This window comes from Pseudomonas sp. 05T35, assembly GCF_056396605.1.
Genome location: NZ_JBFTLU010000023.1, coordinates 1 through 18,817 on the forward strand (window position 1 = coordinate 1; position 18,817 = coordinate 18,817).

The following is an 18,817-nucleotide window of genomic DNA, read 5'->3' on the forward strand; positions in this document are numbered from 1 at the left end:
GTTGGCCGATATCCCGGTGCGTTACCTGGCCTGGGAGCAGGGCGGCGAACTGAAAGCCGCGATCCCGACCTGGGGCCGCGACCTTGCATTGTCCAAGGACGTGCTCAAGCGTAAGGGCAAGAAGGGTTTGTTCGATCTCGGCAACGCTGAGTTCATCCTGCCGGCTGCGGCCGACGCGCAAGCGCTGTTGCGGCATCGCGGGCGCTACTTGTCGGCGTTGAATGAAGGTCGCTTTGCCGGTCTCAAGCTGCAAGCCGAACAACTGGCCATGGCCCGCACACCTGAAGAGCTGTCGAAGAAGTTTCGCTACAACCAGCGCCGTGAACTGCGTTTGCTGGAAGAGGCCGGTGGCGTGATACGACCGGTCAGCGACTTTTCCAGCCAGGAACTGGCGGCTATTTATTGTGATCTATTCCAGCGCCGCTGGGGGTTTCCGGCGACCGGTGCGGCACGCATGAGCGAGGTGCTCGAATTGCTGCGCGAGCTGATGATCGGCTCGGTGATTTTCCTCAACGATGCGCCGATTGCGATTCAGCTGGTCTACCGTGTTGAAGCGCCAGAATGGATCAGCGTCGAGTACATCAACGGTGGCGTCGACCCCGAGACTCGCGAGTTCAGCCCTGGCAGCGTATTGAGTTTTCTCAATACCCAAAGCGCTTGGGAGCACGCACGAGCAATCGACAAGCCGCTGCGCTTTTCCTTCGGGCGGGCTGATCGTGAATACAAGGACCGCTGGTGCAACCCTGTGCCGGTGTTCACCGTATGAGCCAGACCATGAGCCTGCCACTCAATCGCAAGCAGCAACTGCTCAAGCGTCATCGACGTAACAAGCGCATCGGTCTGTTGATCGGTGTCCTGCTGTTGATTGCCGTTGGCCTGCTGGTCACCTGGTGGCTGCCGCTGGTACTCGCGGTCCTGGCCTGGGTTGCCCATGAAGCGTGGTTTGCCGACCACTTGTTTTACTCACCCAAGGACGATTACCAGTACAGCTTCCCACCGTACACGCAGCAGCCCAAGGTCCGGCTGGAGGGCGCGCGTCTGCTGCTGGACGACGGCGTCATCCTGACTGACGACACCACGCTGGTACTGGCACTGAGGGTAAAAAGCACCTGGCTTGGACGTTTTTTCGACCCTGCAGTCGAGTTGTCGGGTGGTGATAATCCAGACCGACAAGCCTTCGAACGTGGTGTAGACGGCCTGCGTTACCTTAATCTCAGTGGTCAGGCGCATGTTCTGTCGCAGGGTGATTTGCGTGTGCGCGGGCGCTTCTGCCGATTGCTCGGCGAACCCGTGCTCTGGTCGTTCGAACAACCTGATTACCGCCGTCAACGAGTGATGGTGATCGCGCCTCACGCCGACGATGCGGAGCTGGCCGCTTTCGGTTTGTACAGCCAGGCCGACGAGGCCTGGATCGTCACGTTGACTGCCGGTGAAATTGAAGCCGGGCACTATCGGCAGATGGGGCTGAACGCCGTCGAGGCGTCGCGCGTCAAAGGCCGCTTGCGCGCCTGGGACAGCATTACGGTGCCGCGCTGGGCCGGCGTGCCTGAATCACAGTGTGTGCAATTAGGGTATTTCTGCCTGCAATTGCCAGCCATGCAGGCGGCGCCGGATCAACCGGTGGGCTCGCGTGAGGCGGATCTGAACGACACGCGACTGTTTCGCCAACTCAATCCGTTCGCGCTGCCGGGTGACCGCGATGGTGCCCCGACCTGGAATAACCTGCTGGCCGATCTGCGTGAACTGCTGCTCAAGGCGCGCCCTGAAGTGATCGTTTTGCCGCACCCATCGCTCGATCCGCATCCCGATCACATCTGTGCACAGCATGCGGTGCTGGAAGCCTTGAAGGGGCTTGAGTGGCAGCCGACTACACTGCTCGGTTACGCGAACCATCTGCACGACAATGATCGCTGGCCAATGGGTGATTCAGAGGCTGGTATTGCGTTGCCACCGGTGTTCGATTCGGCACACGTGCTACAACCCTATTGCCTGGTCTTGTCGATCGAGCAACAGCGCGACAAGGCCATGGCGCTGGGGATGATGCATGACTTGCAGCCGCGTGCGCCGTTCAAGCGTCGGATGCGTCGCGGTTTACAGCGTCTGCTGGCAGGGCGTTCAGGTTCGCCTTACGGCGAGAACGAATTTTTTCGCAAGGCTGTGCGTCGGCATGAGCTGTTCTGGCGTTTGTAAATGGCTGTCGCATGGAGTCTTTCTGCCAGGGCAGAAGGGTGATTTCAGGTTTTTGTCGGGCTGTTCAATGCTGCAAGGAAGACAATGAAGGTTCTATTTCTGGTGCAGAAAGAACAGCGGGCCATTCTGGACCGTTTGTACGAAGGTGTGGCCGCTCATTGCGAATGCGACCTGCGCTGGTTGAGCAGTGATGAACAGCGCAACCTGCGTAGCTATTTTCGGCGTGAAGTGGACGTGTCGCGCTATGACCGTATCGTGTTCTTCCTGCGGTTCAAGCAGGAAATTCGACAGGCCGGGTTTATCCGCACGATTCCCAATCTGGTGATTCTCGAACACGATGCCTACCAGAACTACATTCCCTGCAAGTACACCGGCAAGTTCAGTGCACATTACCGCCGCCTGCCGTGGGCCCGGGTGATCAGTTCCGGTTTTGTGGTCGCCAAGCGTTTACGTGAAGAAGGCGTTGACGCGGTGTTCGTGCCCAAGGGCTATGACCAGGCGTTGTTGCAGGATCAGGGGCGTGAGCGCGATATCGAACTGGCCTTCGTCGGCAGTACCAATAGTGTGGCGTACAGCGGTCGCAAAGCGCTGCTCGATGAGTTGGCGGGTGTCGAACCCTTGGTAGTGACGCGTACCCATTCCGGTGACGAATATCGCGACACGCTCAACCGTATCCGCTTCTTCGTCAGTGCCGACGTTGGTATGGGCGAATTCATGATCAAGAACTTTGAAGCGATGGCCTGTGGCTGTGTGTTGTTGGCCTTCGATCAGGGGGATGCGGAAAGTCGGGCCCTGGGGCTGCAGGATATGCACAACGTGGTGCTCTATCGGGATATCCCGCAACTGCAGGAAAAACTCGCCAGGCTGCGTGCCGATCCTGAGTTGGCTTCGATCATTGCCCGAAACGGACGCGATCTGGCGGTCAGTCAATTCAGCTTCGCACGTATTGGCCAACGTATTGTCGAAGAACTCCAGCCGGCTTTGAGGCCTCGCGCAGCGTTGAGTCTGATTGAACGGTTACGCCTGAATCTGGGCATTTGACAKGGTTTTCAAATCATTGAAAGTGCTCGAAATTATAAGAAGATGTGCCATCAGCCGATGTGAAAAAGGGCCTTCTGCTCGATGAGTATCCTTAATGTCATGTGGTCCGGGGGGGCTGCCTATGCCTCTGTCCACAAGGTTCATCTGCAGATACTTGCTCAGGTAGAACCCGCAACACCGATCAACACCTGGCTGTTGCAGGGTAGTGCGCGCGGCTGTGTCGCTGAAATCGGTGAAACTCGGGAGTGGCATCTGCCCTCCAATCAACTCAAGGGCAGGCGTTTCTGGAAACTGCTGACCCTGTGGATGCAGGCGCGCTTTTATCGCGCACTGCATCAAAGTGACGTACGCGTGCTGTTGCTCGACGGCTTAGGCACGGCTCGTGTGCTGCTGCCGGTTCTCAAGAAGCTGCCGCAACTTCGTGCCGTAGTACTTTTTCATGGCGCGACCCGGTTCACCGCAGCGGATCACAAGTTGCTTTCACAGCTTCCTGCTTCACAGCTGACCCTTGCGGCGGTTTCGCAAACCCTGGCCAACGCACTTGAGGCCGATTTACAGATCCCCGTCGTCACGTTGCGCAGTGCACTTGATCCATTGGCTTTTCGTTCCCGGCTGCTTTCTCGTGAGCAGGCGCGTGCTCGGCTGCAATTGCCAGTCGACAACACACCTGTCGTGGGGGCTGTAGGGCGCCTGGTTGGCAAAAAAGGCTTTGCATGCCTGATCGAAGCCTTTGCCAAGGTGCTGATACAGCGCCCGCAGTTGCGCCTGGTGATTATCGGGGAAGGTCAGGCAAGGGCTGCGCTGGAGGCGCGGGTCAACCGGCTTGGGTTACGCGACAAGGTGCTATTGCCCGGGAACCTGGAGGATGCAGCGACGCTTTTTCGGGCTTTCGATTGGATCGCGATCCCGTCACTTGAGGAAGGTCTTGGCTTGATCCTGCAAGAGGCTGTAATGGCCGGTGTCCCGGTGCTGGCCAGCGATTTGGCAGTGTTTCGCGAGCAATTGGCAGGGGCGGGTTGTTACGCCATGCCTGAGGATGTGACCGCCTGGAGTGAGGCGTTAATACAGGCGCTTGGTGTCGCTTCTGAATCGGTCGCTGCGGCTCAATCCACTGTACTTTCACCGGACGACGCCTGGCTGGATTTCAGCCAGGTTGCCCGCAGGCTGTTGTCATGCACAAAGTAGAATGTGCTCCAGCGTCTGCATCGGAAAGCTCTCGTTCAGCTTCTCTCGATCAATATACCGTGCGAAATGTTGCAGGTTGCGCTTGACCAGGTGTTGTGGCAGCGGTCCGCGCAAGAAGCGCATGTCGGCGACATCGATCAGGCCGAGCTGGTTGCCTGGAGTCACGACGATGTTGCCCAGGTGCAGCGAGCGAAAGTAGACCCCGGCCGCATGGAGTTCGCGGATGAATACGGTCAGCGCCGGCAAGGTCTGTTGCCAGTCGAAGCCGTCTTTGCCTGCCAGCTGGCGCAGGGTTTCTCCTGGCAGGGGGCGGTAAAGCACGGCCGTCATGCCAGGCGTATCCAGTTGATGGAATGTGAGCGTCTGAAGGGTGGGAATGCCGAGCTGTTMGAGTCGGGCGGCATTGTCGATGAAACGCTTTGAATAGGGGCGAAACAGTGCTGACGAAAGAAACCGCTTGCGGCGAAACAGTTTGAGAATATTCCCGTCCGGTAGAAGAAATACTTTCGGGCCGAAGCTGTCGGCTTCTAGTACTCTGGCGCCTTTAATCATCTGATTTAAAGCGGCTTGTGGAAGCCGGAAGCATTGCATGTGGAGAGCCTTGTAGAAATTGCGGGCGTATTGGCGATCAATGATGCCGAAAAGTTGCTGTTTTCACCATGCCGGGTTGGCGATCGGACCATTTAACGAGGATAGGCCAATGCAGGAAACGCGTTGGGCGCAGGTATGGATGGCGACTGGACTGTTCTGGTTTTTGACTGCCATTGCTTTTGCGCCGACCAATAAGCTTTATCAGCAAGGGTTGACCGTGTTTCTCTGGTTGCCGGCAATGTTTTTTGCCTGGTCGGCACGTGCTCGGTTATTTGAGCTTTGGCAAGCACAGCGCGTGTTTTGCCTTGGGTTGCTCGGGCTGGTGCTGTGGTCGTTGATCAGCGTGTCGTGGACGCATGACGATGACCTGACGCGGGGCGCCAAGCGAATATTGTACATCGTGGTGTTCCTGTTGTTTTTTCCGGTATTTGCCAATGCCCGTCCGGAGCGTGTCGTGCGTGTCATGCAATGGGGCGGCCTGGGCCTGGCATTGAGTGCGCTGTTGGCGGCCATCAAATTTTATCTGATCGACGGTAACACCTGGACGGCGCGCGTTGAAGGGTTGGGAGAGTTGAGTCACCCGATTCTGGGCGGTTACGTACTGGGAGTGGCGGCGGTCTGGATGATCCATTGGGTACCTCGGACCCGCTGGCTACAAGGTGTCTGGTTGGTTGCACTGGGTTTGCTCGCAGGCTTTGTCGTGCTGTCCCAGAGTCGTGGGGCCGCGCTGGCGCTGTTGCTGACGCTGGTGGCAATGCCCATTTGGTGCCGCAACCGACGTAGCTGCATTATCGCTATTAGCGCACTGGTTCTGGCGATGCTGGCGTTCTGGCTTTTCGAACCGCTGGTGTTGGCTCGCGGTACCTCGTACCGGCCACAAATATTCATGGCCAGCCTGCACATGATCGCTGCACATCCCTTGCGTGGACTGGGGTTGGAGTCTGGTTACACGGTGCTTGCCGAAGGCATCGAATTTGATCATGCGCACAACCTGTTCACCCATATCGCGATCGAATTGGGATTGCCAGGGCTCTTGCTGTGGTGTTTGGTCTGGTTTGCGGTATTGCGTGAGGCATGGCGAGCCCGTGAAACGCTGTATGGTCAGGGTATCATCGGGATCTGGTTGTTCTCGTTCCTGGCCATGCAATTCGATGCGGCCAGCATCAGTGGATCACCGCGAGCCGAATGGTTCATCAGCTGGCTACCGGTTGGCCTGGCCAGCCTTTTGGTATGGACACAGGCCAAATACAAAGCCTGTGATAAAATTTCGCGTTCAACCTAATCAGTGAGCTCTACGATGAGTGCAGCACCGCCCAATGCGGAACAGGAATCAAGCCTGAAAATCTATTTGCGACTGTTGGGGTATGTAAAACCCTACGTTGGCATTTTCCTGTTGAGTATCGTGGGCTTTGTGATATTTGCCTCCACCCAGCCGATGCTGGCCGGAATTCTCAAGTATTTCGTCGATGGCTTGAGCAACCCTGACGCAGTGCTCTTCCCCCACACTCCGTATCTGCGGGAGTTGAAGTTGCTGGTTGCCGTGCCGCTGTTGATCATCTTGATCGCTGCCTGGCAAGGGCTTGGTTCGTTCCTGAGTAACTACTACCTGGCCAGGGTTTCCCTGGGGCTGGTTCATGACCTGCGGGTAGAGTTGTTCAACAAGCTGCTGGTGTTGCCTAACCGTTATTTCGATACCCACAACTCCGGGCATCTGATTTCCCGTATCACCTTCAACGTGACCATGGTGACCGGTGCTGCAACAGACGCCATTAAAGTGGTGATTCGCGAAGGTCTGACCGTAGTTTTTCTGTTCGGCTACCTGTTGTGGATGAACTGGAAGCTCACCTTGGTGATGCTGGCAATTCTGCCGCTGATTTCTTTCATGGTCGGCAATACCAGCAAGAAATTTCGCAAGCAGAGCAAGAAGATTCAGGTGGCGATGGGCGACGTGACTCACGTCGCGTCCGAAACCATTCAGGGCTATCGAGTGGTTCGCAGCTTCGGTGGTGAAAGCTACGAGCAACAGCGCTTTGCCAAAGCCAGTCAGAGCAACACCGACAAGCAACTGCGCATGACCAGAACCAGCGCGATCTACACCCCTGCACTGCAACTGGTGATTTATAGCGCCATGGCGGCATTGATGTTCCTGGTGCTGTTTCTGCGCGGTGATGCGACGGCCGGTGATCTGGTGGCCTACATTACGGCTGCGGGTTTGTTGCCCAAGCCGATTCGTCAGCTGTCCGAAGTCAGCTCGACTATTCAGAAAGGTGTGGCCGGTGCTGAAAGCATTTTCGAACAGCTCGATGTCGAGCCGGAGCTCGATGCGGGCATCATCGAGCGCGAGCGTATCAGCGGTCGTCTGGATGTACACAACCTGAGTTTCACTTATCCGGGTACTGATCGCGAGGTGTTGAAAAACATCAGCTTCACTGCGGCGCCGGGGCAGATGATCGCACTGGTTGGTCGCTCGGGCAGTGGCAAGTCGACGCTGGCCAGCCTGATCCCGCGCTTCTACCACCATGAAACGGGGCAAATACTGCTTGATGAAGTAGAGATCGAAGACTATCGCCTGCGTAACCTGCGCAAGCATGTCTCTCAGGTCACACAACACGTTACCCTGTTCAACGATACCGTGGCCAACAACATCGCCTACGGTGATCTGGCCGGGGCTCCTCGTGCAGACATCGAGAAAGCCGCGCAAGACGCCTATGCGATGGACTTCATCTCCCAGTTGCCACATGGCCTGGACACCGAGGTAGGCGAGAACGGGGTATTGCTGTCCGGTGGTCAGCGTCAGCGTCTGGCCATTGCTCGCGCCTTGTTGAAAAACGCACCGTTGCTGATTCTCGACGAAGCGACTTCGGCACTGGATACCGAGTCTGAACGGCATATTCAGGCAGCGTTGGATAAGGTCATGAAGGGGCGTACCACGCTGGTGATCGCGCACCGTCTGTCGACTATCGAAAAGGCCGATCTGATCCTGGTGATGGACCACGGTGAAATTGTCGAGCGCGGTACTCACGCCCAACTGCTGGCACAGGGCGGGTACTACTCGCGTCTGCATGCCATGGGACTGGACGAACCCCTTTTTGCTGGGCCGTTTGTCGGTCGTTGACCGGCAGGCCGTGAACAAGTCGATGTCCGGCAATACCGCTTTTCCAGCGCACTTTCAGCAGCGTTCATGCCTGTTCATTCATGTTCCGAAATGTGCCGGCAGTAGCGTGTGCTCTGCATTGTTCAACGGTTGGACGCCTGGGCACCTGCCGCTGTACTGGTACGAACAGCAGTTTCCCGAACACTACGCAGGCAGTTTCAAGTTTGCGTTTGTCCGCGATCCGTTGGAGCGGGTTTATTCCGCCTATGCCTATTTGCGCGGCAACCAGTTGCCGCAACGGGATGAATCGGCTCGGCTGTTGGTCAACAGTTTCCGGGATTTTGATGATTTCGTCGGGCGCTGGTTGCACCCGGATAACATCCGTAAACAGCTTCATTTCGCACCGCAATCCGACTTTTTGAATGACTCCATGGGGCGCATGGCGATGGATTTCGTCGGCTATCAGGAACACCTGGAGCGCGACTTTCAGCTGCTCTGCCAGCATCTCGGCATGACGTCATCGTTGCCTCATCTGAATATCTCGCAAGAGCGTCGCGCTGAGCCCGTGCGCGATTTTTGCTCGGTGCGCACACGGCGCCTGGTACTGCGTGTCTATCAGCGTGATTACGAGGTTCTTGGTTATGAATGAGTCGCCGCTCATTGCTGCACATTCGTTGCACATTCGCCCCTTTGCATTGTCGTTATCAGCCTCGGCCCGAGCAGCGGTCAAGCATCAGCAACCGTGTTGTCTGTGGCTGACGGGGCTGTCCGGTGCCGGCAAGTCGACCTTGGCCAATGCGCTCGAGTTGCAGCTCAATGAACAGGGGCACCACACCTTTGTGCTGGATGGCGACAACGTGCGTAACGGTTTGTGCAATGACCTGGGTATGGACGCTGCAGCGCGCAAGGAAAATATCCGGCGTATTGCCGAAGTGGCGCGGTTGATGGTCGACGCGGGGCTGATTGTGATCGTCTCGGCGATATCGCCGTTTCAGGCCGATCGAGCGTCGGCCAGAGCCTTGTTCCGCACGGACGAGTTTCTTGAGGTGTATGTCAGCACGCCATTCGACATCTGTGCCCGGCGCGACCCCAAGGGCTTGTATCAAGCTGCGCTGCAAGGGCGAATCAAGGACTTCACCGGTCTTGACAGCCCATATGAGGCACCGCAGCAGGCGGACTGCGAAATCAACACCGATGAGGTCGAGTTGGCCGACGCCGTGCAGCACATCCTGGCTGTTTTGCTTAAAAAATGAACAATGTAACGGCGTGATGCACCCCAGATGAAGCTGTCGAACTAGGTAGCGCCCACCCTGTGCTAATATCGCGCCCCTGTTCATTTTGTATGTGGGTTGCTCCATGAAGTTGTCCATGCCGCGATTCRATCAAGCCCCTGTCTTGGTGGTCGGCGATGTCATGCTCGACCGTTACTGGCATGGTGGTACCTCACGGATTTCTCCTGAGGCACCGGTGCCGGTGGTCAAGGTCGAGCAAATCGAAGACCGCCCGGGCGGTGCTGCCAACGTTGCCTTGAACATTGCCGCGCTCGGCGCGCCGGCGTCCCTGGTCGGTGTGACCGGTGATGACGAGGCCGCCGACAGCCTGACCAATAGCCTAAAGGGCGCCGGTGTACGTGCATTGTTTCAGCGCATCGCGCATCAGCCGACCATCGTCAAACTGCGGGTCATGAGTCGTCACCAGCAATTGCTGCGTATTGACTTCGAACAACCGTTTGCCACCGACGCGCTGGCGCTCGGTGCTGAAGTCGACGGCCTGCTCGAAGGCATCAAGGTGCTGGTGTTGTCTGACTATGGCAAAGGCGCGCTGAAGAACCACCAGGCCTTGATCCAGGCCGCCCGTGCCCGTGGCATTCCGGTGCTGGCGGATCCCAAAGGCAAGGATTTCTCGATTTACCGCGGTGCCAGCCTGATCACCCCGAACCTCAGCGAGTTCGAAACCATTGTTGGTGGTTGCGTCGACGAGCATGATCTGGTCAGCAAGGGCGCGAAGCTGATGCACGACCTTGATCTGGGGGCCTTGCTGGTCACGCGTGGCGAGCACGGCATGACCTTGCTGCGTCCTGATCATCCGGCGCTGCACTTGCCCGCACGGGCTCGTGAAGTATTCGATGTGACCGGTGCCGGTGATACGGTGATTTCTACGTTGGCGGCGGCGATTGCTGCTGGCGAAGAACTGCCGCACGCAGTGGCCCTGGCCAACCTGGCCGCTGGCATCGTGGTCGGCAAGCTGGGTACGGCGGCGATCAGTGCTCCGGAATTGCGTCGCGCGATTCAGCGCGAAGAGGGTTCCGAACGGGGTGTCCTGGGCCTGGAGCAATTGCTGCTGGCGGTCGACGATGCGCGCGCGCACAAAGAGAAGATCGTCTTTACCAATGGCTGCTTCGACATCCTCCATGCGGGCCATGTGACCTACCTGGAGCAGGCGCGGGCGCAGGGCGATCGTTTGATCGTTGCAGTCAACGACGATGCATCGGTGAGCCGCTTGAAAGGTCCTGGGCGACCGATCAACAGCGTTGACCGACGCATGGCGGTGCTGGCGGGCCTGGGTGCGGTGGACTGGGTGATCAGCTTCTCTGAAGGCACTCCGGAAAACCTCCTGGCGCAGGTCAAGCCGGACGTGCTGGTCAAGGGCRGCGATTACGGGATCGACCAAGTGGTCGGTGCCGACATCGTCAGCGCTTATGGCGGAACAGTGAAAGTGCTGGGGCTGGTGGAAAACAGCTCGACGACGGCTATTGTCGAAAAAATCCGCAAGACCTGAAACGGGGGCGAGGGAGCTTGCTCCCGCTCGCCTGCGCTGCAGGCGTAAACCAGCAAACGCGGTGTATCTGTAGAAACTCAATGGCGGGTTTTAGGGCCGCTTCGCGGCCCAGCGGGAGCAAGCTCCCTCGCCACAGGGTGAGTTAGCGTGCCACCTTGCGTGGCACGATTTTCTTCAGCAGCAGTCTGGCTTTGCCGGTCAATCGGCTGAAACCCGATGCCTTGTCCGGTTGGCTCAAGCCCTGCTGCCTGAGCCAGTCCTTCCAGCGAATCCGTTCGTCACGCACCAGCCAGCCTTCCTGTCGGGCAAAACTTTCTGCCAGATACAGTCCGCGCGTGCTTGCCGGGTAGAGCTGATCTTTTTTCAGGGTGTAGAGCTCGGGCAGCGGCTGGCCATCCTCAAGCGGCATCAGGTACAGGTCGGGGCGCTTGCGATCCAGTCGTGCAACGAGTTGATCGCCTTCAAGACGTTCATCGACATGGAACAGGCTCAGGGATTTGGTTTCCTTGGGAACGTCCAGGCGCAAATCGTAGATCAACTGCAAGGACGCCGTGGGCAGATGCACGTAGGCCCGTGGTCGTTCGAGCAACTGCATATTGGCACAACGCACCGGGCGTGCAGCTCCAGACAGCGGCGTCAGGCGAAACGGCAGCGCTTCGCGGTAATGCAGCGCGCTGGCATAGGGGGCTGGCAGCCAAGTGTCATTGAAGCGCCCGCCGAGCCAGCCTTCTGGGGTCTCCAGCAGGCATTCTTCGGCGATCTCCTGAATGGCCGTGTGCAACGGCAGGTTCAGTTCATGGGCCGGCACATAACCCGAGATCAGCTTGAGCACCACGTCGCCACGGTCCTGACGACGCTGGCGAACCAGCACCCAGTAATCGCGATTCTGCCAGTGCAGGGTCAGCCGTACCGAGACGCCAAGGTTGGCCAGCTCCAGCGAAAAGTGCTCTGGATTGGCCACTGTGACCGGGCGCCGACGTTGCAGGGTTTGGGAGAAGTTCAGCGGCCTGCCGACACTCTGATAACTCAGGCCTTCGGGAGTCGCTTCGACGTATAACGGCAGGGTCTTGAAGTTGCTGGGGTTCTTTCTTATGAGCGTTCGCGGCATGTCGGCTCCTTCTTGYGTCGGGGTCGGCCGCCTCGGCGGCTGTTCAACGACTACGTAGGACTTGAGCAACAGTCGCCACATTGTGGGCGAGGTGCAGCGGATTAATGGTCCCGACAATAGCACTGGTGACACCGGGTTGCGCAAACAACAGTTCGAAGCTGGCGCGTACCGGATCAACACCCGGGCTGAGGCAGACGTGACCGCTGGCCAGAGCCTTCTTCACCAGGATCGCTTTGCCGTGGGCAGCAGCGTAGTCGATGACTGGCCGCTCGGCCTGTTCGTTGAGATTGTAGGTGACCATGGCGCAATCGCCTTGTTCCAGAGCCTTCAAACCGCCATCAACGGTCTTGCCGGAAAAGCCGAACCCGCGAATCTTGCCTTCGCGCTTGAGCTCGGCGAGGGTCTGGTAGACCTCGCACTCGTTGATAATCGCCAGATCGTTGCCGTCCGAGTGCACCAGCACCAGGTCGATAAAGTCGGTTTCCAGGCGTTTCAGGCTGCGCTCGATGGAAAAACGTGTGTGGGCAGCGCTGAAGTCATGGTGCGACAGACCGTCGGCGAATTCTTCACCGACCTTGCTGACAATCACCCACTCCTGACGCTGACCGCGCAGCAGCGGGCCGAGGCGTTCTTCGCTACGGCCATAGGCGGGGGCGGTGTCGATCAGGTTGATGCCCAGCTCGCGGGTCAGCTTGAGCAATCTGCGCGCTTCGTCATCGTCCGGGATCTGGAAGCCATTGGGGTACTTCACGCCTTGGTCGCGGCCGAGTTTCACCGTGCCCAGGCCCAGCGGCGAAACCAGCAGGCCAGTGCTGCCCAACGGGCGATGCAGGTCGTGCAGGGTGGCTTGGCTCATGGCAACAATTGCTCCCAGGCAGGCACGCCCATTGGCGGTTTTGGCAGGGTTGGCAACGGCGCCGGGTGGCTTGGCTGGATGCCGTCGCGTTGCAGCGACGCCATTACCCGGTCAGCGAAGTCCGGTGCCAGCGCCAGTTTGGTCGGCCAGCCCACCAGCAGGCGATCCTGCTCGGCGAGGAAGGCGTTGTCGGGTCGGCTCAGGCCCGATTGCAGTGGTTCGGCGCGCTCGACCCGCAAGGTCGCCCATTGCGCCTGGCTGAGGTCGACCCAGGGCAACAGGTTGCCGAGTTCTTTCTGTGCGGCGGCAATTTGCGCGGCAGGTTCGCGAGCCACGCCTTCGGCTTCGGCGATATCACCGCCCAGGTACCAGACCCATTGACCATCGGCGGCCGGGTGGGTGGTGACGGTGATGCGCGGCTTCGGCCCGCCGCCCAGGCAGTGGGCGTACAAGGGTTTGAGGCTCGGGCCTTTGACGATGACCATGTGCAGCGGCCGACGTTGCATGGCCGGCTGACTCAGGCCGAGTGCCGTGAGCAAGTCGGCGTTGCCAGCACCGGCGCTGAGGACGATGCGCTGCGCACGGATCTCGCGCTCGTCGACCCGCAGGCCAACCAGTTCGCCGTTTTCCAGCAGTGGCTCGATCTTCTGCCCGGCCAGCAGGCCGTCACCGGCCAGTTCGGCCAGACGCCCGATCAGGCTTGGCACATCGACCACCAGTTCCGCCAGGCGATAGACCTTGCCCTTGAAGCGCTTGTCTTGCAGGGCGGGTGGCAGTTGCTCGCCCTTGACCTGATCGACCCGGCCGCGCACCGCTTTGCTGGCGAAGAAACTGGTGAGGTTGCCGGCGAGGGTGCCAGGGGACCACAAATAGTGGGCTTCGGAGAGCAGACGCACGCCGGACAGGTCCAGCTCGCCGTCTCCGGCCAAGGCTGCACGCCAACGGCGCGGCATGTCGGAAATCGCTTCGGAGGCACCGGTCAACGCACCATGCAGCGCGTACTTGGCGCCGCCGTGGATGATCCCCTGGGATTTCACACTCTGCCCGCCRCCGAGGCTGGCGCTTTCCACCAGYACGGTCGAGAAACCCTGRCGRCGCAGGCGTGCGTTCAGCCAGAGGCCGGCGACACCAGCGCCGACAATCAGCACGTCGGTAGAAATAACGGATGGCATGCAGCGACCTCGGAGTTCAGGACTAGAGGCGCAGTATACAGACTCGACGAGTGGAGGTTTTGCTGGCGATCAACAGGTGGCTGGTCAGGCCATGCACAAATCTGTGGCGAGGGAGYTTGCTCCCGCTCGGGTGCGCAGCAGCCGCAAATGAACCAATGCGGTCTATCCCCAAGCCTCGATATCAGGTTTTGGGGCCGCTTCGCGACCCAGCGGGAGCAAGCTTCCTCGCCACAATGGACAGGTATCGGGCTTTAGTGGCCTGCGGTTTTCGAGAACAGCTGGATGACCACCACGCCCAGGACGATCAGTGCCATGCCGAGCATGGCCGGGATGTCGAGTTTCTGGTCGTAGAGAAACAGCGCCGCGATGCTGACCATCACGATCCCCATGCCGGCCCACACCGCATAGGTGACGCCAACCGGAATGGTGCGCACCACCAGGGTCAGCATCCAGAACGCAATGCCGTAACCGACGATGATCAACAGCAAAGGGAGTGGCGTGCTCAGGCCCTTGACCGCTTTCATCGATACGGTGGCGATCACTTCGGCGCAGATGGCGATAGCCAGGAGGTAGTAAGCGTTCATGGTGTGATCCTCGTATTTTGGCCTGCTTGATGAGGTCGGCATTCTAGAGGCTTTCGAGATGGGGTAAAGTCATTACCTATCTGATTTGAAGATGGGTTGAGCCATGAGTGTGCAATGGAGTCTGGAACAGATGCGTTTGTTCGTCAGCGTGGCCGAGCAGCGTTCGTTTTCGGCTGTCGCGCGGGACCAGCGCAAGGCGCAATCGGCGGTCAGCAGTGCGATTGCACTGCTTGAGGCAGACCTTGGCCTGAACCTGTTTGACCGCAGTAGCGGCCGCCAGCCGCGCTTGACCGAAGCAGGCAGCGCGTTGCTCGAAGAAGCGCGAGAAGTGCTGCGCCAGTGCGAGCGCCTCAACGGTCGGGCGCTGGCGTTGATGCGGGGTCAGGAAGCGCGGCTGCGTCTGGCGCAGGATGAGGCCATGCCTTATCAGCCGGTGCTCGACAGTCTCGAGGCATTGGCCGAGCAATTTCCCAGCCTGGAAGTGCAACTGGCCAGCGCCGCTCAGGGCGATGTGGCGCGCAAACTGGTGGAGCGCCGGGCCGATCTGGGCTTGCTGTTTTATCACGAGCAGATTCCCGAAGCCTTGGAACGTCGGGTGCTGGGCAGCGTCGAGATGGTCACGGTGTGCGGAGTAGGGCATCCGCTGGCTGTAGAAGGGCAGGTCAATTGCCAGCAGATGGCGCAGCATCGACAGCTGCTGATGGCCACGCATTCCAGCGTCTACCCCGGCAGTGAGCAAGCCAGCCCGCAAGTCTGGCGCGCCGACAGTTTCTACGTTCTCGCCGAGTGGCTGATGCGTGGCCTGGGGTGGGGCTGGCTGCCGCGGCATGTGGTGCAGTACCCGGCGTATCAGGGGCAGATGGTCGAACTGGTCAGCGAATGGACCCCGCCAGCCTTGGTGGTTGAGTTGGTCTGGCGGCGTGATGAACCGCTGGGGCCGGCGGCGCGTTGGTTGGCGGAACGTTTTGCCGTGCACTTGCAGGCGATTGGCTAAAAAAGCCGATAAACTCCGCCGCCATGAATAGAACTCTCTACACCGTGCTGTTTTACCTGGGGCTGCCACTGGTAGCGATTCGGCTGKGGCTGCGCTCGCGCAAGGCACCGGCGTACGCCAAACGTATTGGCGAACGTTTCTCCATCGGCTTGCCGGTGATGAAAACCGGCGGCATCTGGGTACATGCGGTGTCGGTTGGCGAAAGCATTGCCGCTGCACCGATGATTCGCGGGTTGCTCGAGCGTTATCCACAGCTGCCGATCACCGTGACCTGCATGACCCCGACCGGGTCCGAGCGGATTCACGCGATGTTCGCCAATGAGTCGCGCATCCAGCACTGCTATCTGCCTTACGATCTGCCGTGCGCGGCGGCGCGGTTTCTCGACCGGATTCAGCCGAAACTCGCGGTGATCATGGAAACCGAGTTGTGGCCCAACCACATTCATCAATGTGCCAAGCGCGGGATCCCGGTGGCGCTGGCCAATGCCCGGCTCTCGGAACGCTCGGCCAAAGGCTATGGCCGTTTCAGCAAGCTGACACAGCCGATGCTGGCCGAAATGAGTCTGTTCGCAGTGCAGACCGAAGCCGAGGCCGAGCGTTTTCGGCAGCTGGGCGCGCGTGCGGAAACGGTCGAAGTGACCGGTTCGATCAAGTTTGATTTGCGCATCGACCCCCAGCTGCTGCAGCGGGCCGCCGAGTTGCGTCAGCAATGGCAAGCAGTCGAGCGTCCGGTATGGATCGCCGCGAGTACCCATGAAGGTGAAGACGAAGTGGTGCTGGCGGCGCATCGACAATTGCTCGCCAGCCATCCGGATGCGCTGTTGATTCTGGTGCYGCGTCACCCCGAGCGTTTCAACCCGGTATTCGAACTCTGCCAGCAGCAGGGTTTCAACACGGTCCGTCGTTCGACCGGTGAAGCAGTCAGCGCCAGCACCTCAGTGCTGCTCGGCGACACCATGGGCGAGTTGCTGTTTCTCTACGCCTTGGCCGACAGTGCGTTTGTCGGCGGCAGTCTGGTGCCCAATGGTGGGCATAACCTGCTGGAGCCGGCAGCACTGGCCAAACCGGTGTTGAGCGGGCCGCACCTGTTCAACTTCCTTGAGATCGCCGCGCTGATGCGTAGCGCCAAGGCATTGCAGGAAGTGGATGACGCCCATGGGCTGGCGGTGGCGGTGCAGCGGTTGTTCGAGTTGCCACGCGATGCGCAGCGGATGGCAGAGGCGGGGCTGAACGTGATGCGCGCTAATCAAGGCGCCTTGCAGCGATTGCTGGATGGGTTGGGGCGGTTGATCAACTAATTCGGAATCTGACACCTGTGGCGAGGGAGCAAGCTCCCTCGCCACAGGGTGGGGTTTATTACTGCCCGGGATTAGCCTTCAGCTGTTCCGCTGCAGCCTTGGCCAGGTCCGGTGGCAGGAAATCCTTGTCCGGGTTGTAGTCGGCCTTGAGGTAACGCTTCAGGTCCTGCAAGTCGCCCGGGCTGAGAGTACCGGCCGCCTGCTTCAGGCGCAGGTTGTCGAGAATATAGTCGTAGCGGCTGTTGTTGTAGTTGCGCACCGAGGTGTACAGCTGACGCTGGGCGTCAAGCACGTCGACGATATTGCGCGTCCCCACCTGATAACCAATCTCCGTGGCTTCCACCGCGCTCTGGTTCGAGATGATCGACTGCCGACGTGCCTGCACCTGCTCGACATCGCTGTTCACCGCGCGGTGCAGGTTGCGGGTGTTTTCCACTACTTGCCGACGCAGTGCTTCGCGTTGCTGTTCGCTTTGGTCCAGGCGCGAGTACGACTCGCGAACCTGCGAGCTGGTCAGCCCGCCGCTGTAGATCGGAATGTTCAATTGCAGGCCGACCGTGCTTTGCGAGACGGTGCCGCCGTACGGTTGACCAAAGGCGCTCGGGTTGCTGAAGCCTAGCGCATCGTTGTCACCGGTCTTGTACTGCGCCACGGCGTCGAGGGTCGGTGCGTGGCCGGCCTTGCGCTGCTTGAGCGTTTCTTCGGCGGCGCTGACCGCGTAGTTGCTGGCTAGCAGATTGAGGTTCTGTTTGGCGGCGGTATCGACCCAGGCCTTGGCGTCGTTCGGTGCTGGCGGCAGGACCGGCAAGGTGTGGACGATGCCCTGAATCGAGTTGTACTGACGGTTGGTCAGGGTGATCAGTGCTTCGAACGCATCATCCACCTGGCGCTGGGCGAGAATCCGGTTGGCGCGCGCGGTGTCGTAACTGGCTTGCGATTGCAGCACGTCGGTCTTGTCCGAGAGGCCGACATCGAAGCGCTCATTGGACTGATCGAGCTGGCGCTTGAACGCGGCTTCCTCGGCCTTGGTCGAGGCAAGGTTGTCCTGACTGCGCAGCACGTTGAAGTAGGTTACGGCGCTTTGCAGTATCAGGTTCTGCTCGGTCGCCGAGAGTTGCAGCGCCGCTTGCTCGTTGACATCCTTGGCCGCCTGGAACTGGAACCAGCGATCGGCGCGGAACAACGGCTGGGCCAGCGTCGCTTGATAGAAGTGGGCACTGCGGTTGGCGATGGCTGACGGCTGGTCGATTTTTGTCCGCACATCGGCAACCTGGGCACCACCCGAGAGGTTCGGCAGCAGGCCGGCACGGGCCTGAGGCACGACTTCCTTTTGTGCGCCGTATTGGGCGCGGGCGGCGGCCAGGTCGGCGTTGTTGTCGACAGCTTCCTGGTAGACGCTGACCAGATCGGTATTGGTCGATAATGGCGCTTCTGCTGCCCAGGCCATTCCGTTGGACGCACAAGACACGGCAAGAGCCAGTGAGAGTTTGCGCAGCATGAGGCGATCCCTAAAATTTTATTACGTCGATAATTTGAGCGCCAAGGCTACGGCGCACGCCCTACAGCGTCAAGGCGCAGCATGGCGTAGCGAGTGTRGATGCGCCAACCTGCGGCAACAATCCTGTAATTACGCCATTCATCACGCTGTTTGCACCGGTGTTGGCGTTCTTTGCCAGTTGTGTCTAGACTGGCCGGGTTCTTGTCGGGGTGCCTTGCTATGAGGCTGAGATCGAATAATTTCGGATCCCGTTGAACCTGATCAGGTTTAAGCCTGCGTAGGGAACAAGATTTCTCGTCACCCGGCGAGTCCTCTTGTGCTTCGTCCGGGATGTTGTTCGACAATCGAACAGCCCTCGTGCACTCAGCACAGCACTCATCCAGCTGGAGTTTTCACTGGTGGGCTGCGTCCATTCGTTACAGGTTCGC

17 protein-coding genes and 1 riboswitch are annotated in these 18,817 nt (G+C 59.4%); of the genes, 11 read left to right on the forward strand and 6 right to left on the reverse strand.

Features of this window, described 5'->3' with window-relative positions:
- The 4 genes from AC1DH9_RS03370 to AC1DH9_RS03385 form a co-directional block, all read left to right on the forward strand.
- On the forward strand, window positions 1-766 hold a 766-nt coding region (locus tag AC1DH9_RS03370; protein WP_477807801.1), incomplete at its 5' end, for a GNAT family N-acetyltransferase.
- Window positions 763-2,190 (forward strand): PIG-L deacetylase family protein, encoded by a 1,428-nt coding sequence (locus AC1DH9_RS03375; protein WP_427544050.1) that lies wholly within the window; start codon window positions 763-765, stop codon window positions 2,188-2,190. The genes AC1DH9_RS03370 and AC1DH9_RS03375, both read left to right, overlap by 4 nt.
- A gap of 84 nt (window positions 2,191-2,274) precedes the next feature.
- Window positions 2,275-3,231: a glycosyltransferase family protein gene (locus AC1DH9_RS03380; protein WP_427544047.1), complete on the forward strand. Its 957-nt coding sequence runs from the start codon at window positions 2,275-2,277 to the stop codon at window positions 3,229-3,231.
- 81 nt (window positions 3,232-3,312) lie between these two features.
- A complete protein-coding gene (locus tag AC1DH9_RS03385; RefSeq protein ID WP_427544044.1) occupies window positions 3,313-4,416 on the forward strand; it encodes a glycosyltransferase in 1,104 nt (367 codons plus the stop codon).
- Here AC1DH9_RS03385 and AC1DH9_RS03390 read toward each other — a convergent pair.
- Complete coding sequence (locus AC1DH9_RS03390) at window positions 4,402-5,007, reverse strand: BUD32 family EKC/KEOPS complex subunit (RefSeq protein ID WP_477807802.1); 606 nt, start codon at window positions 5,005-5,007, stop codon at window positions 4,402-4,404. The genes AC1DH9_RS03385 and AC1DH9_RS03390 overlap by 15 nt on opposite strands.
- Before the next feature lie 109 nt (window positions 5,008-5,116).
- Between AC1DH9_RS03390 and AC1DH9_RS03395 the strand changes: the two genes are divergently transcribed.
- The 5 genes from AC1DH9_RS03395 (at window position 5,117) to hldE (ending at window position 10,879) form a co-directional block, all read left to right on the forward strand.
- The gene (locus tag AC1DH9_RS03395; RefSeq protein ID WP_427544038.1) at window positions 5,117-6,289 is read left to right on the forward strand and encodes an O-antigen ligase family protein; all 1,173 of its coding nucleotides are present in this window, start codon (window positions 5,117-5,119) and stop codon (window positions 6,287-6,289) included.
- Between the two features lie 15 nt (window positions 6,290-6,304).
- Window positions 6,305-8,122 carry a lipid A export permease/ATP-binding protein MsbA gene (msbA, locus tag AC1DH9_RS03400; protein WP_477807803.1) on the forward strand — a complete coding sequence of 606 codons (1,818 nt, stop codon included), beginning with the start codon at window positions 6,305-6,307 and terminating at the stop codon, window positions 8,120-8,122.
- Complete coding sequence (locus AC1DH9_RS03405) at window positions 8,070-8,750, forward strand: sulfotransferase family 2 domain-containing protein (RefSeq protein WP_477807804.1); 681 nt, start codon at window positions 8,070-8,072, stop codon at window positions 8,748-8,750. Before msbA ends, AC1DH9_RS03405 begins: the two co-directional genes overlap by 53 nt.
- Window positions 8,743-9,354, forward strand: coding sequence for an adenylyl-sulfate kinase (gene cysC, locus AC1DH9_RS03410; protein ID WP_427544032.1), 612 nt, complete (start codon window positions 8,743-8,745; stop codon window positions 9,352-9,354). The genes AC1DH9_RS03405 and cysC overlap by 8 nt, the downstream gene beginning before the upstream one ends.
- 103 nt (window positions 9,355-9,457) lie before the next feature.
- Window positions 9,458-10,879 carry a bifunctional D-glycero-beta-D-manno-heptose-7-phosphate kinase/D-glycero-beta-D-manno-heptose 1-phosphate adenylyltransferase HldE gene (gene hldE / locus AC1DH9_RS03415; protein ID WP_477807805.1) on the forward strand — a complete coding sequence of 474 codons (1,422 nt, stop codon included), beginning with the start codon at window positions 9,458-9,460 and terminating at the stop codon, window positions 10,877-10,879.
- A gap of 142 nt (window positions 10,880-11,021) precedes the next feature.
- On the opposite strand, the gene AC1DH9_RS03420 is transcribed toward hldE, so the two are convergent.
- From AC1DH9_RS03420 to AC1DH9_RS03435, 4 genes are all read right to left on the reverse strand, one after another.
- A complete protein-coding gene (locus AC1DH9_RS03420; RefSeq protein WP_427544026.1) occupies window positions 11,022-11,987 on the reverse strand; it encodes a metal ABC transporter ATPase in 966 nt (321 codons plus the stop codon).
- A gap of 43 nt (window positions 11,988-12,030) precedes the next feature.
- Window positions 12,031-12,843, reverse strand: coding sequence for an aldo/keto reductase (locus AC1DH9_RS03425; protein WP_427544023.1), 813 nt, complete (start codon window positions 12,841-12,843; stop codon window positions 12,031-12,033).
- On the reverse strand, window positions 12,840-14,015 hold the full coding sequence (locus tag AC1DH9_RS03430; RefSeq protein ID WP_427544020.1) for an NAD(P)/FAD-dependent oxidoreductase: 1,176 nt from the start codon (window positions 14,013-14,015) through the stop codon (window positions 12,840-12,842). The genes AC1DH9_RS03425 and AC1DH9_RS03430 overlap by 4 nt, the downstream gene beginning before the upstream one ends.
- Before the next feature lie 251 nt (window positions 14,016-14,266).
- Complete coding sequence (locus AC1DH9_RS03435; protein WP_019691475.1) at window positions 14,267-14,599, reverse strand: DMT family transporter; 333 nt, start codon at window positions 14,597-14,599, stop codon at window positions 14,267-14,269.
- Window positions 14,600-14,702: 103 nt separating this feature from the next.
- Here AC1DH9_RS03435 and AC1DH9_RS03440 point away from each other — a divergent pair, with 103 nt between their 5' ends.
- Both AC1DH9_RS03440 and waaA read left to right on the forward strand, forming a co-directional pair.
- Window positions 14,703-15,593, forward strand: coding sequence for a LysR family transcriptional regulator (locus AC1DH9_RS03440; RefSeq protein WP_123581908.1), 891 nt, complete (start codon window positions 14,703-14,705; stop codon window positions 15,591-15,593).
- A 23-nt stretch (window positions 15,594-15,616) separates the two neighbouring features.
- Window positions 15,617-16,891, forward strand: a complete 1,275-nt coding sequence (gene waaA / locus AC1DH9_RS03445; protein WP_477807806.1) for a lipid IV(A) 3-deoxy-D-manno-octulosonic acid transferase — start codon at window positions 15,617-15,619, stop codon at window positions 16,889-16,891.
- A 58-nt stretch (window positions 16,892-16,949) separates the two neighbouring features.
- Here the strand turns inward: waaA and AC1DH9_RS03450 are convergent, their stop codons facing one another.
- A complete protein-coding gene (locus AC1DH9_RS03450; RefSeq protein WP_427544012.1) occupies window positions 16,950-18,389 on the reverse strand; it encodes a TolC family outer membrane protein in 1,440 nt (479 codons plus the stop codon).
- Window positions 18,390-18,584: 195 nt separating this feature from the next.
- Window positions 18,585-18,690, forward strand: a riboswitch (TPP riboswitch).
- Window positions 18,691-18,817 lie beyond the last annotated feature (127 nt).

What these genes read in the sequence shown, in the direction of transcription:
- AC1DH9_RS03450 (WP_427544012.1), bottom strand. Translation starts at nt 18,389, where the DNA reads ATGCTGCGCAAACTCTCACTGGCTCTTGCCGTGTCTTGTGCGTCCAAC.
- AC1DH9_RS03425 (WP_427544023.1), bottom strand. Translation starts at nt 12,843, where the DNA reads ATGAGCCAAGCCACCCTGCACGACCTGCATCGCCCGTTGGGCAGCACT.
- AC1DH9_RS03440 (WP_123581908.1), top strand. Translation starts at nt 14,703, where the DNA reads ATGAGTGTGCAATGGAGTCTGGAACAGATGCGTTTGTTCGTCAGCGTG.
- cysC (WP_427544032.1), top strand. Translation starts at nt 8,743, where the DNA reads ATGAATGAGTCGCCGCTCATTGCTGCACATTCGTTGCACATTCGCCCC.
- AC1DH9_RS03405 (WP_477807804.1), top strand. Translation starts at nt 8,070, where the DNA reads ATGCCATGGGACTGGACGAACCCCTTTTTGCTGGGCCGTTTGTCGGTC.
- AC1DH9_RS03375 (WP_427544050.1), top strand. Translation starts at nt 763, where the DNA reads ATGAGCCAGACCATGAGCCTGCCACTCAATCGCAAGCAGCAACTGCTC.
- msbA (WP_477807803.1), top strand. Translation starts at nt 6,305, where the DNA reads ATGAGTGCAGCACCGCCCAATGCGGAACAGGAATCAAGCCTGAAAATC.
- AC1DH9_RS03420 (WP_427544026.1), bottom strand. Translation starts at nt 11,987, where the DNA reads ATGCCGCGAACGCTCATAAGAAAGAACCCCAGCAACTTCAAGACCCTG.
- AC1DH9_RS03435 (WP_019691475.1), bottom strand. Translation starts at nt 14,599, where the DNA reads ATGAACGCTTACTACCTCCTGGCTATCGCCATCTGCGCCGAAGTGATC.
- AC1DH9_RS03395 (WP_427544038.1), top strand. Translation starts at nt 5,117, where the DNA reads ATGCAGGAAACGCGTTGGGCGCAGGTATGGATGGCGACTGGACTGTTC.
- AC1DH9_RS03380 (WP_427544047.1), top strand. Translation starts at nt 2,275, where the DNA reads ATGAAGGTTCTATTTCTGGTGCAGAAAGAACAGCGGGCCATTCTGGAC.
- AC1DH9_RS03385 (WP_427544044.1), top strand. Translation starts at nt 3,313, where the DNA reads ATGAGTATCCTTAATGTCATGTGGTCCGGGGGGGCTGCCTATGCCTCT.